We start from the raw sequence: 12,833 nt of genomic DNA on the forward strand, positions 1-12,833 counted from the left end.
GGGGCAGGCCCTAAGGGCCTTACCCCCGGCCTGGCGGCCGGGGCGCCGCTGACGCGGCGTCAGCCGGGGGTGCCGCCTACGGCGTCACCGTGCGTGGTGTGGCCTCGGCTGCGCCTCGGCGGGCGGTGGGTGGTTGGGGAAATTCGCCTGCGGCGAATTCGTGGGCGCGGCACGCGCCGTTGGGGTGGGCGTCGGGCGTCGCTGCGCTCCGCCAATCCGGGGCATTGTCCCGAGCCTACGGCCCGTCAATCGGTCGGCTTTCCCGGTCAATTGGCCGGTGTTTTTCACGGCCCTACGGGCCGGTTTGCTGGCAGGGTTTCCCGGGCTGCGCCCGGGGGTGAGCGTTGACGATGTGACGCGGAATTCGGGTAGTAGCCCCTTCCCCCGATCGGGAGGGGTGCCGGCCGGGGCCTGCGGCCCTCGGCGTTGACGATGTGTCGCGGACTTCCGGTATCAGCCACAACCCCACCCCCGGCCCGCTCCCCCGGTCCCGGCCGGTGGCCGGTCCCGCCTTGCGGTTGCTGGGCTGTCGGCCCATCCGCCGCCCTCGGGGCGGGGCCTGCGGCCCTCGGGTGCCAACCCCGGGCCACCCGCCCGGCCCGCTCCTCCCCGGCCCCTGTGGCGGGCCCTCACGAGCGGCCCGGACGGCGGTCCCTGACGGGCCCTCAACCGGGAATCTCGGCCGGACACTCGAAGCGTTTCCGGCGATGCTTCCCGGAGCGCCGTACGGCTCTATCCTACCGGTCCGCGAACGGGCGCGGGACGCGAACACACAACCTCGCGGCAACCGCCCGTCCCGGCCCTATCCGGCGACACTCACGGCGGGAATATAAATTCCCTTCCGCTCTCTTTCTGACCCCCAATCCGAAAGCCCCGAGCGGCGCAGCGGACAGAAATTCCATTCAGGCACGCCGGAAAGGGGCCTACGGCCCTCGCCTCCGACACCACGACCGCCATTCCACGCCGTCCAGAAAATCCCGCCCCGCGCCAACCGAGCAATTCCCGGAGCAGCGCCACCAAACCGAACACCGAGCCAGGACGGCCGGGCCCGGACGGCGGCCCCGGGCAGCAGCACGGGCGGCGGGCAGAGCGCGCCCGGAGGCGGCCGGGACGGCCAGGACCGGCCACCAGGGCCTCCAAGCGGCACCGCCTGGGCGGCGGCCGAGCCGGGGCGCAGCGCGGCCCAGACGGCGGGCGGGGCCGGGACGGCGGGCCCGGCCTGGACAGCGGCGACCGAGCAGGGCGCAGCAGGCCCGGACGACGCGGAGCCCGACCCCCACCAAACCGAACACCCACCCTCGCCACCGCCTCCACCCCGCAAACCCGACCCGAATTCACACCACCACCCAGCCGCCAATCCGCCAAAACAACCAGACGGAATTAACGGCGGAATTCACCCCCAAATGCAGGCCCGCAACACCCGACCGGCCCCCGAGCACCCCCACCAGACCCCCGACCCACCCAGCCACCACACACAGTCACCAAACCAGCCCGACCAGCGCCACCCGCCACCACCTCAACAGGTCCAACCAAAGGTCCAGACAACCCCGCGTACGAGGCCAAAACACGCCCACCACAACCAACAGGTCACACCCTGCGGTGGAGGATGAGCTACTTCTCCCCGTGGCTCGCCCGCGCGGCTCGGCGTCGGGCATCCGCCTCTTCTGCGCGGGCCTGCTTCGCTGCCCGCTCGGCCAGGCGCGCGGGACAGAACTCCTCCTCCGTCCGGTAGTTCACCGCCTGGCGCAGCTTGCGGCCGGCGGGCCAGCGGGAGCCGCGGGCGTGGCGGCGTACGGCTCTGGGGGACACGTTCAGGAGGGCCGCGAGCAGGCGGACCGCCCGCTGGGTGGTCTCGTCGGGGCTGAACCTGTAGTCCATGCTCAGCGTGCCGTCGGCGTACCGCTCCAGCAGCGCCAGGAGCCGTGTCTGAACGGTGCGCAGCTCTGCCACCGGGCAGTTGCCCCAGCTGTCGGCGCCGTGGGCCTGGCAGGGCGCCGTAGCCTTCTTCGTCGTCATCATGGCGGCCACCATGGCCGAGGTCGGCTGTGGACAGCGGTGCCGACGACGCAGCAGCGCGCCCCAGCCAAAGGTCACCGGCTTGGGACGCGCTGCGGAAGGGTCGGTCAGAACTGGCTGCGGCGCCCCCTGGTCACGGCCGTTCCTCCTCAACACGCACGATCCGGTACAGGCCGTCGCCGTAGAGGTGGCCGTCGTGCTTCTTCCTGGTCAGGCGTACCGCGTCCTCCACCGAGGTGGCACAGGCGTGCGTGACGATCACGGAGACCCCGGGGTGTGCCGGGTCCACCCGCCTTGCCGTGAGCTGGTAGTTCCACAGCTTCCGGTCGGGGTCGTCGTACTCGTCCGTCGGGTCGAGGCGCAGGGCGTCGGCGGACATCTTCCGGAGCAGGAGGAGGAGGCGGTCGGCGGTGCCGGGCGAGGTGGGTCGGCGAAGGTCGCCGGTGCGCGGGTTGAGGTCGGCGCGCCACTGGGTGGCGGCCGAGTACAGGCTGTTGACGCGGCCTTCGGGCAGCAGGGCGGTGTTGAGCTTGAGGCGGCGCAGGGCGTCGTAGAGGGGGTCGAGGTCGATGGGGGTCCACAGGACGACGGTGCGCTCGGCAAGAACGTTGGTGAGGTCGGCCAGGGCGGGGGCGGGGTCGATGGCGTGGTCGGGGGCCCCGGGGGTGCGGGGGCCGGTCAGGCGCACGGTGCGGTCGTAGAGGGTGGCGCCGGTGCGGTCGATGGCGGTGAGGCGGGCGGCGGCCGGCGGCCGGGGCGTTCCGGCGGCGGTGGGCTCGCCGGGGGTGTAGTCGATCTGAAGAACGGCCAGGTGCTCGTCAGCCAGGAGGCGGGCGGCGGTCTCGGCGACGTCCTGGGCCGCGGCGCGGATCTCGGCCTGGCGGGTGCGCAGGCGGGTGATGTGGGCGCAGGTGCCGCACAGGGCCCGGCCGTCGGCCGCCGGGGTGCACGGCGTCTCGGGGTGGGCGCCGCAGTCCTCGCAGGTACGGGTGTTGGTGGTGCGGCGCGTGCCGGCCGCGAGGAACTGCGCGGCGGTGGCTGCGGTCGGGACCGACTCGCGCACGTCGTACAGGTCGAATTCGTCCTTGCGTCCGGTGCCGGGGTTGCGGGTCTCGATGGTGGCGCGGACCGGGCCGGCCGCCTGGCGCGGCAGGTCCAGCGCGGCGAGCTGGGTCCTGGTTCGCAGGTGGTCGGGTACCTCGGCCCACCGGGCGTAGGACGGGACCGGCTTCACGGCTTCTGGCATGTTGGTGCCTCCCCTTTTCTCGGCTGTGCGGTTCAACGCGGCCGCCACCGGGTGGTGGCGGGTGGTGGCGGTCAGCGCCTCCACGGCTCCGGGGCCAGATCGGGCGGCGCGGCGGGGGTGAGCGACTGATCGGCGCAGCGGGTGATCTGGTGGTTGCGTACGCCGCACTCGGGGCCGCGGTCGAAGGCGACGACGTACGGGAACGGGGTCGGGTAGCGGCGGACGTGGGTGATGACGCCGAGCGTGCCGGCCGGGACGTCCGCGCGGACGCGGGCGTCCTCCTCCCAGTACTCCTCGGCCGCCAGGTCCTCGTCGATCCACGTAGCGCGCACCGGCTCCAGCAGCTCGACCCGGTCACCTTCCTCCAGGCGCACGTGGCTGGTGAGGACCTGGGCCTGGTAGCGGAGCAGCTGCACGAACGCCTGCTCCCGCTCGACCGGGTCGGCGATGGTGCCGGGGTCCAGCACCAGCACCCGCGGGGAACTGGGTGTGCTGGTGCCGGTAGAGGCCGGGGAACGCTGGGCGCCCGGCCGGGCCGCTGTCGGTGCGGGGGTGGGCCGCGTGGTGGTCGAGGTGGTCGGGGTGGTGGTGTCGGTCATCGCGGGTGCTCTCCGGCAGGTCGGGGCCTGGGTGCGGGGTGGTGGGTGGTCAGCTGCGGAAGGGCCACGCCTCTGCCATGTCCTCAAGGAGGACGTCGGGCAGGACGCCGTTCCATGCCTGGGCGAGGGCCAGAGGCTGGCGGGTGAGCAGTTCGGCGAGGAGCAGGCCCTCGGGCTGGCGGACCAGGACGTAGCGGGGGCCGGGCCAGCCGTCCGGGTCGCGGTCGTGGGTGGTGCCGTGCCCGAAGTCGCGGTGGAGTTCGCGCAGTTCCCGTTTCCGGGTCCGGACGAAGGCGGTCAGGGTGTCGGTGTAGCCGGGGTGGGTGGTGAGAGGAACGAGTGCGTCGAGGACGGCGTCGGTCAGCTCGGCGTCGTGCGGCTGCGGGCCAGCCAGGCCGTGGAACAGTGCCAGTGCCGTCTCCAGCACGTCGACCGGCTCGGTCGAGGCCGCCGTGGCGGGCTCGGGTTCGTGCGGCGTCGGTCCCGGTGGGACCGCGAGGCCGCCGCTGCGGGCCTGGAGGCGGGCCCGCTCGGCGTACTCGGCCAGGCGGGCGCTCGCCGCCTCGGTGGCCTCCTGCCAGCCCGCCTCGTAGTCGGGCGTCCGGCCGTCCGGGCATCGCCAGCCGGTGCTGGTGACGTTGCTCTGCGCCCAGTCCAGGATGTCGAACTCGGCCCGTGCGATGGCCGCCGCGGCGGCCTCGGGGCGGTGGCCGGCGGCCACCAGGAGCCGGCTCAGCAGGGTGTAGCCGGCGCCGCGCATCCGGGTCCTCCTTCGCGAAATCGGGGCGGGGCGGCCAGGCACGCGGGCCGCCCCGATGGCGTGGGTGCTACTGGTCGGCGTGGCAGTCGTGGTCGGCCTCGACGTAGTCGCCGTCGGCGAAGTCGGTCTCCAGGGACCAGCCGCAGCTGCCGCACTCGGCGCGGCCTTCCCACGCGATCTCGGGTTCGCCGTGGTCGCAGTCGTGGTCGGCGTCCACGATGGTGCCGTCATCGAACAGCGCGTCGCCGCCGTCGCCGCAGGTGTGGCAGAGGTACTGCGCGTACCAGGACACCTTCGGCTGTTGGGTGGTGGTCACTTGTCTCCTTCCAGGGAGCGAGCCGTCCCGGCCTGGGTGGGCTGGGACGGCGTGCGGGGTCTTGCGGGGTGGGTCAGCCGGTGACGGTCTCGGCGTGCCGGGTGAGCGCGTCCAGGAGCGCGCTCTGGTGGTCGGTCAGCTTGCCCTCGGTGCGGGCCCCCGCCTGCTTGCGCAGCCAGGTGCCGGGACGGAAGGCCGGGTCCGCCTCGCCGCCGGTGCGGTTGGCGGGGCCGTCGAGGGTTCCGCCGGCGGCGAGGTAGGCGAGCAGGCGGCGGTACGACCTGTTCCAGTCCGGCTCCAGGCGCCACAGCTCGTCCAGCGCGTCGAGCTTGGCGGTCTGGTCGGTGGTGAGGTTGTCGGCCTTGCGCTGGCGGCGCATCCAGGCGCCGACCGCGTAGTCGTCCAGCTTCGCCGTGGCGGGGATCGCCAGGTGGCCGTGCTGGTGGTGGAACGCGGCGGCGTAGGCGTAGCCGCGCTCCCAGGCGTTGGCGTTCTTCGACCAGATCATGCCGAGCGCGTCCAGCTCGGACACCCGGGCGGCGTCGAGCAGGCCCTGGCCGTAGAGGTGGCGCTGGCGGGTGAGCCAGGAGATCAACTCGGCGTGCTTGGCCTTGTCGGTGGGGTCGAGGTGGCCGTGCTGGAGGTGGAAGACGGCGGCGACGGCGTGCATGCGCTGCCACTCGACCGCGCGCGGGTTGAACGCGCGCAGCTTGACGGTCTGGAGGATCTTCGCGGCGTGCTGCTTGGCGTTGATCCGCAGCCACTCGATCGGCGATTCCACCGGGGCCGGCGGCTGCTCCCCCTCGCCGCCGGGCTCGCCGGCCTCGCTCTCGGCCGGCTTGGCCGCAGTGGTGTGGGCGGTGCCCTGGGAGCGGCTGGCGCGCAGCTCGGTGATCCGGCCGACCACCCGGGCGTCGTGCGCGGCGAGCGCGCGCAGGACCCGCCAGATGGTGCGGAAGGAGCTGGCCTCGATCTCGGCGTCGGCCTCGGCCTTCACGGCCTCGCCCGCGTCGTGGACCTCGGCCGGGTGCGCGGTGGCGGTGTCGTCGCCGACCTCCGGGGTCGGCAGGTAGACCGGGATGATGACCCAGCTGACCTTGCCCTGCCGGTAGGACTGGCGCAGCGCCCGCCCGACCGCCTGGACGATGTCGATGACGCTCGACTTGGGATCCGCGAAGCAGATGGCGTCCACGGCGGCGACGTCGATTCCTTCCGTCAGGAGCCGAGCGTTGCAGAGGATGCCGCACTCCTCGCCGTCCTCGCCGGTGTGGGCCTTGAAGTCGGCGAATGCGGCCCGACGGTCCTTGAGCCGGTCGGTGCCGGCCACCGCCTTCGCCCAGATCCGCTCCGGGCGCTCCGCGTCCTCCAGCAGCTCGGAGGCCTCCAGCAGGGTGCCGGCGAACTCCCGGGCCGCGGTCACCCGGGAGTGGAAGGTGATGACCCGGCGCAGGCCGAGATCGGCGACCGCGCGCAGCACCGCGATCTGCAACGCGAGGCGCAGCAGTTCCTCGTTGCTGCGCTGGGAGCGGAGGTCGGCGACGGCGGGGAGGTTGAGGAGCTCGCGCAGGTCCTCATCGGTCACCACCGGCACGAGCACCCGGTAGTCGGCGAGGTAGCCGTGCTCGATCCCCTGTCCGAGGGTCCAGGTGAAGCAGACCTTGCCGTAGATCTCCTCCGAGTCCATGGAGCAGAGCACGGGCAGCGCCTGGCCGTCGGCGTCGGCGAGGTCGGCCAGGCCGTCCTTCGCGCGCCGGTCGTCGGCGATCCGCGGGGTGGCGGTGAAGTACAGCCGGCGCTTCGCCGGGACCTGAGCGTCGTTGTGGATCGCGGCCCACGCTTTCCCTTCGGAGCCGGCCGTACGGTGGGCTTCGTCGATGATCACGAGGTCCCACTGGGCCAGTCCCCAGCCCTGGTGGGCCTGGACGATGCGCTCCAGCGAGGCGTAGGTGGCGTAGACGGTGACCGGCTGGTCGTCGGGGGCGCCGTTGACCAGATCGGTGATCCGGACGGCCTGGGTGGTCACCTCGGCGTGGACCCGGCCGCCGGCCTCCGCGCTCTCCAGCGCCTCCTCCCGCGAACACGCCGCCACCGCCAGGCCCCGGCGCCCGCCCCGCAGCGACCACGCTTCGGCGGTCTGCTCCAGCAGCTCGATCGTCGGCACCAGCACCAGCACCCGGCCGCGAGCGGCCAGCCGCCGGGCGCAGCCGGCCGCGATGAGGGTCTTGCCGGAGCCGGTCGCGGCCACGACGGTGGCGCGGCCGCCGTCCTTCACTTCGCGCACTGCGGCCGCCACCGCGTCCTTCTGGAACCAGTGCAGCGGCAACGGGTTGAGGGCCGCAGACGGCTGCTGCGGGACCGACTGAGCGGCTGCGGCGCGGAACGCGGCCGGCACGTCGGCCTCGGTGGCGGTGGTGGTCTCCACGGCGGTGCTTCTCCTTCGGATGCTGGGACGGCGGGGCGAGGCGCTCGGTGCTGTGGGAGGGTCGGGGCGGGCGGCCTCTCCCCGGGGCCAGGTCATGGATGGGGAGAGGCCGGCCGGACCTACTGCTGGTCCTCGGGGATCCAGCCGCGGACCTCGAGGTAGGCGATGTCGGCTTCCTCGACCGCGCGGCCGGTCTCCACCAGCCAGGCCCGCATCGCCTCGGTGACGTCGCCGTGGTGGTCGGCGACGCGCTGGGACCACTCGGCGGCGTCGAAGCCGCCGGTGCTGGCGGAGCCGTAGGTGCGCTCCTCCGTGCCGTCGGAACGCGGGATGAAGCCACGGCGGATGCCGCCGGAGTCTTTCTCCGACCCGGCCGAGTAGACGTACTGGTCGGCCTTCATCCGGACGGTGAAGGCGAGACGGCCGCCGGCCTGGCCGGTCTCGTGCACCACCGGGGCGAGGTGGGAGGCGCCGGACTTGATGGCCTGCTTGCCCGCGCGGCCGGCCATCGACTCGCCGGGCTTGCCGACGACGTCCTTGCCCCGCACCCGGGCCTTCTGGCCCGTCTTGGTGGTGCGGCGCTTGGTGTTCGCCTCCGCGATCCCGGACAGCGCCTCGGTGTCGCGCTCGCCGCCGCGCACCGCGCGGACGACCTGGCGCAGCGCGCCGACGAACGCCTTGCCCTTGCCCTTGGTGAAGAACTGGCTGACCAGGCTGGCGTCGCGGCCGAGCATCCGGGCGACCTGGCGCCTGGTGAAGCCCTGGTCGATCAGCTCCTGCGTCAGGCGCGCGGCCTCGTTCGGCTGGTCGGGGTCGGCCGGGCTCACCGGTCAGCTCCCGTCTGCGCGAGTTCGGCGCGGCCCAGGCCGCGCAGCTTGAGGTACTGCTCCTGGCTGGTCGGGTGCTCCACCGGGCCGGTCAGGTGGCCCTTGAGGAGGTAGTCACCCGGCTCGCCCCGGTAACGGCCAGGGCTGGCGCTCCGTCAGGGCGATACCGTCCGTACCGAAGTACACGACCGTGCCCGGCTTGGCGTGCAGGGCACCGGCGTAGCCGACGATCTGCTTGCCGTCGCGGTACTTCATGTCCAGCAGTGCCGCCCGCGCCCCCGACCACACGGACGCCGCCCACTCCGGGTGCGCGTACGGGTCGCGGGAGAACCCGGCCTGCCGCTGCCAGGTCACCACCTCGCCGTCCTGGCCCAGGATCTCCACCCCGGCCGGGAGCGCCTCGCCGACCGGCGTGGTGCCTGAGACCAGGCGCGGGCGCTGCGCGAAGCCGCCCAGGCCGAACAGCAGCACCGACCGGACCGCGCGGGAGGCGAGGTAGGCCGCCTGCCGCTGCCGCTCGTCGCCGTGCAGCTTCGACAGGTTGGTCAGGTCCGCCCACGCCGACTTGAGGCGCTTGCCCCACTCGTCCAGCGGCTTGCCGTCCTCGAACAGCAGGCCGCCGAGGACCTCAATCCGCCAGGGAGCGAGGTGGTTCGACAGCGCGAGGTAGACCTCCGCCCCGCCCGCCCACGTGGTGAACGTGGTGCCCGGCTCCGAGGGGTAGACCCAGGCACGGTCACCGGTCACCGGGGCGGGCAGCAGGCCAACGTGGTTCCAGTCGGCCGGGACGGTCACCCGCACATTCCAGTGCGAGCACGACATCAGCGCCTTCACCTGCTCCTGCCCGGTCATCGCGGCGAACGCGGCCGCGGTGATCCGGCGCGGGGTGCCCACCGGCGACTTCCACAGGTGCTTGGCGTAGGCGAAGGTGCGGTCGTACTCCACCAGCGCCGGGAGCTGCTCGGGGACGCGCGGGGGCAGGATCAGCTCGGTGCGGCCCTGGCCGCCGGTCGCGTGCAGCAAGCCCCGCAGCTCCTCGGACAGGACCGGGTAGCCGCCCGCCCACCTCCCGGTGGTGGGGATGGTGCGCGACCACAGGTCCCGGCCGGTCTGCGACGGGGAACCCATCAGGACGGCGTCGTCCCAGTGGCGGCGCAGCGCCTGCCACAGCAGGGTGAACGCCTGACGGCAGGTGACCACGTCGGCGCCGTCCGGGTCGAACCACTCCCCCATGCTCCGGATCTCGGTGCTGCCGCCGTCCGGCGCGGCTGCGGGGGCGTAGCGGCCCACCGGCTGGCGCTGGTGCACAAAGTGCCCGGCCAGCTTGTCCCGGCCGGAGCCGACCGCCGTCGTCCACCGCTCGCTGGGGGTGTTCAGCCAGGCGGCGACCGCGTCCTTGAGGGTGCTGTAGCGCTCGGCTCCGTCGTGCCACGGGGCGCCGGCCGTGATGTAGATGCGCTCGGTGCCGGGCGCGGCGTGCAGGACGGCGTCCAGGATCTCGCCCGGGGTGCGGGCCCCGAGGTCCAGGCGCACCACCCGGTCGCGCACCGCCAGATCACCGGTCGCGGCGTCCAGGAACACCGTGCTGCGGGCCTGCTGAACGAAGTTCGGGCGCTTGGAGACCAGGCCCGTGGTGACGGCCTCGAACCGGGCGCCCGCCGGGCCCTCCGGGAGGGTCGGCAGCTCGCGCGGCCCGGCAGCGACCGGAGCGACCGGAGCCGTCGGGACGACCGGCGCAGCGGCGGGCGCGGCCGGGACAGGCTGTTCGACGACGGCGGCCTGGTCCTCGACCTCGGTCGGCGCCTCGGTCACCGGGGCGGCCGGGGCCTGCTGCTCGACGACGGGGGCCGGGCGAGTCAGCGCCGGGGCGACCGCGGTGGCGGGCTCGGCGACCGGCGCGGTCTTCGGCGCCTCGACGGGCGCGACGGGCGCAGCGGCGGCGGCCTGGTCGTCGGCCTTGACTGCGCGGACGGCGGCCGGGGTCGGGTCCAGCAGCGGGGCGATCCGCACGACGTCGCCGACCGACAGCCCGGAGGCCTTCGCGATGGCCGGCGCCTGGGCGCCCTCGTACCCCGCGAGCCCGGCAACCCGGCGCGCGCGCTGGGCGGTGAGCTTGTCCAGCTCCTTCTGCGCGGCCGCGACCTGCTTCTCGGCGGCCGTGATCTCGGTACGCAGCTCGCGCAGACCGGCGAGCTCGGCGGTGTACGACTTCCGGTCCATCAGCGGGTCACTCCCCCTCGTCGGCGGTGTCGGTGGTCGGGTTGGTGGTGACGTAGGCGATCGGGCCGCCGGACACGGAGGCCAGGCGGGTGCCGAGCAGCAGGCCTGCCAGGCGGGCGTCCTCCGGGTCGGCCGGGTCAGCGGCGTTCGCGGGGGCGGTGAGGTCGGTCAGGTAGCCGGCCATCCGCGCCTTCGGGAAGCGGAACCGGGCCGCGGTTCCGGCGGTGCCGTCCGACTCCCACTCGGTCAGGCCGGTCAGCACCGCGACGACGAACCCGGCGACCGTTACCGGCAGCACTTCGCCGGCCGCGACGCGGGCCGGGTCGCAACGCCACCAGCCGGACAGCGCGGCCAGCAGCTGCGCCTGGTCCAGCCCGGCGCCGAAGCCGATCCAGTCGCGGTCCGGTTCGTCGACCCGGGTCGGGGCGTCCGAGCGCAGCACCGCCACCTCCGCCGTGCCGAGCACGGTCAGGTCGGCGGCCGGGCGGGTCTGGAGTGCCTGGAGAGCGGCCAGCGGGAACACCTGCCGGCCCTGCTCGCGCACGCCGGGGACCACGCCGGTGGCCATCAGCTTCTTCACCGTCGGGATCGAGCACCCCAGTGCCGTCCCGGCTTGACCGGTCGTCACGAACACACCCACAACCTCCACGCCTATTCATCTAACTTGAAACGCTAGGGCGACTCTACGCCTCCCCTCCGACACTGTCCACGCCTTTTTAGTAAGTCGTACAAGCATGCCTTGGCCGTTGTCCCTCGGAAGTGGCCATATCCGCCGAACCTGCCTCCCCCCACTCGTGCTGCCCGTACGGTCACCACGAGCGCGGCCCAACTGGCAGCGCGCAACATGGCGAAAGGGAGAGTGCGTGTACCGTCCCCCACCAACCGGCAGTCAGCAGACAGGTCTGGTCGCACGGTTCGAGCGGCCGGAGAACCGGATGGTCTCGAAGCCGGTCGTGACCTTCGACGACGGCGCGGCGATGATTCTCAGCGCGGAGAATCGTCTGGTCGCGGCCTATCGGCAGCCCGGCTACGCGGGGTTGAAGGCTGTCCCGACCGCGATCGGTGCTCTGCCGGCGGAACCGGGCGTGCGGGTGCGCCGCTGGAGCACGGGAGACGACCAGGATCCGGCCTGGACCACCTGGACCGTACCCGTCGTCGGCTGGCTGGCCTACTCCGACGGTGGCACCCTGCCACTGCTTGCGGTCGGTTCGGTTGAGTCTGGAGGCTGGGTCCTCGTTCACCAGGACGGGACGGAGTCGGACGGCGGAGAGGTCCTCGACTACCTCATCTCCTGGTGCGGCCAGTGCGCCTCCATGGCTCGGCGCTACACCGCCGACGGCGGCTTGTGCCCCACATGCCATGCCGACCACCCGGCCCACGGCGGCACAGAGCCGAAGAAGGCCGAGGAAGCACCGCTGGACTGATCAAGCGCAGCGCTGCCCCCGCCGCCAGGTACTCCCCGTGTCCGGCGTGGGCAGCGCTGCGTTGGCAGGGTGTGACGAAGACCGCCCCCGCCTCCGTGCCGGCGCCGCGCCGACGTGGCCCCGACGGCCGCTTCCCCGCCTACCGCGGCCACACGTGCCAGCCCTACACCGGCTACGAGGAACACTGCTGGCACCTGGACTACCGCCTCCAGGACGATCCCGACTTCCGGATCACTTTCAAGCGCAATCCCTGGTGCTGGTCACCAGAGCTCGGCTTCCACCGCGCCCGCACGCCCCACGTCCCGGAACGCCTGACCGGGCTGACCGACGGCAAGTTCGTCGGCCCGAAGGGCATGAACATGTGGCAGGCCGTCCGGGTGGGTGCCGGGTGGGGCACCAACAGCGGCGGCCCGGACCCAGCGCGCTGGAAGGAGCAGACCTGGCGGGTGATGGTCGCCGTCGACTACCGGTGGAGCGGCGACCTGGAGCCGGTCGCCCAGCTCGGCCGACTCATCGGTGCCCTGGTCGACGGCGGCGGCCAGAAGCGCATCGCGGACGACGACGATCTCCTGCGCGGCTGGTTCCGCGACAGCACCCGCGAGTTCCTCCCCCACCCGGCCATGGGCGGATGGAACGACGTTCTGCTGCGGGCCTGCGACGGCCAGGCCGACCTGGAACAGGACGGCGCCTGGGTCCGCTCCCAGCAGCCCGCGCCGGTGCCGCGGCGCCCCGGGGAACCCGAGCCGTGGGAGTACCGGATCGACCTGTGGAACAACCTGGTCGGCATCGCCGCCCACCCCGGCGGAATGCGGATCGTCTGCGAGGTCTACAAGCTCACCCAACCCAGCCCCGAACAGGCCATGAACTGGATGACCACGGCCGTCCGGCACGCCCTGCGCTGGGGCCAGGTCGACACCATCCCCGCCTCACGCCCAGCCCCCGACAACGAGGATGAGGACGACGACTGACGACCAGGCCCCGACCGCCACAGCAGACGGCCGGG

General features: G+C 73.3%; 11 protein-coding genes. 2 read left to right on the forward strand and 9 right to left on the reverse strand.

Going from position 1 to position 12,833, the window contains the following annotated elements:
- Positions 1-1,611: 1,611 nt before the first annotated feature.
- The 9 genes from ACIQWA_RS36410 to ACIQWA_RS36450 all read right to left on the reverse strand — a co-directional run bounded on the left by ACIQWA_RS36410 (position 1,612) and on the right by ACIQWA_RS36450 (position 11,034).
- Entirely contained in the window at positions 1,612-2,019 is a 408-nt protein-coding gene (locus ACIQWA_RS36410) for a hypothetical protein (protein WP_402490233.1), read from the reverse strand.
- 130 nt (positions 2,020-2,149) lie between these two features.
- On the reverse strand, positions 2,150-3,262 hold the full coding sequence (locus ACIQWA_RS36415) for a hypothetical protein (protein ID WP_402490235.1): 1,113 nt from the start codon (positions 3,260-3,262) through the stop codon (positions 2,150-2,152).
- 71 nt (positions 3,263-3,333) lie between these two features.
- Entirely contained in the window at positions 3,334-3,861 is a 528-nt protein-coding gene (locus ACIQWA_RS36420; RefSeq protein WP_402490237.1) for a hypothetical protein, read from the reverse strand.
- 49 nt (positions 3,862-3,910) lie between these two features.
- The gene (locus ACIQWA_RS36425) at positions 3,911-4,621 is read right to left on the reverse strand and encodes a hypothetical protein (protein ID WP_402490239.1); all 711 of its coding nucleotides are present in this window, start codon (positions 4,619-4,621) and stop codon (positions 3,911-3,913) included.
- A 67-nt stretch (positions 4,622-4,688) separates the two neighbouring features.
- Positions 4,689-4,937, reverse strand: a complete 249-nt coding sequence (locus tag ACIQWA_RS36430) for a hypothetical protein (protein ID WP_402490241.1) — start codon at positions 4,935-4,937, stop codon at positions 4,689-4,691.
- 73 nt (positions 4,938-5,010) lie between these two features.
- Positions 5,011-7,359, reverse strand: coding sequence for a Helicase associated domain protein (locus tag ACIQWA_RS36435; protein ID WP_402490243.1), 2,349 nt, complete (start codon positions 7,357-7,359; stop codon positions 5,011-5,013).
- A gap of 119 nt (positions 7,360-7,478) precedes the next feature.
- Positions 7,479-8,186, reverse strand: a complete 708-nt coding sequence (locus tag ACIQWA_RS36440) for a helix-turn-helix domain containing protein (protein WP_402490245.1) — start codon at positions 8,184-8,186, stop codon at positions 7,479-7,481.
- A 114-nt stretch (positions 8,187-8,300) separates the two neighbouring features.
- Complete coding sequence (locus ACIQWA_RS36445) at positions 8,301-10,406, reverse strand: hypothetical protein (RefSeq protein WP_402490247.1); 2,106 nt, start codon at positions 10,404-10,406, stop codon at positions 8,301-8,303.
- A 7-nt stretch (positions 10,407-10,413) separates the two neighbouring features.
- Positions 10,414-11,034 carry a DNA-binding protein gene (locus ACIQWA_RS36450; protein WP_402490250.1) on the reverse strand — a complete coding sequence of 207 codons (621 nt, stop codon included), beginning with the start codon at positions 11,032-11,034 and terminating at the stop codon, positions 10,414-10,416.
- 235 nt (positions 11,035-11,269) lie between these two features.
- Here ACIQWA_RS36450 and ACIQWA_RS36455 point away from each other — a divergent pair, with 235 nt between their 5' ends.
- Together ACIQWA_RS36455 and ACIQWA_RS36460 are read left to right on the forward strand one after the other, a co-directional pair.
- Positions 11,270-11,830: a hypothetical protein gene (locus ACIQWA_RS36455; RefSeq protein ID WP_402490253.1), complete on the forward strand. Its 561-nt coding sequence runs from the start codon at positions 11,270-11,272 to the stop codon at positions 11,828-11,830.
- A gap of 71 nt (positions 11,831-11,901) precedes the next feature.
- On the forward strand, positions 11,902-12,798 hold the full coding sequence (locus ACIQWA_RS36460) for a hypothetical protein (RefSeq protein WP_402490257.1): 897 nt from the start codon (positions 11,902-11,904) through the stop codon (positions 12,796-12,798).
- Positions 12,799-12,833: the final 35 nt, after the last annotated feature.

It is taken from the genome of Kitasatospora sp. NPDC098652 (genome assembly GCF_044760155.1).
Lineage (GTDB): Bacteria > Actinomycetota > Actinomycetes > Streptomycetales > Streptomycetaceae > Kitasatospora.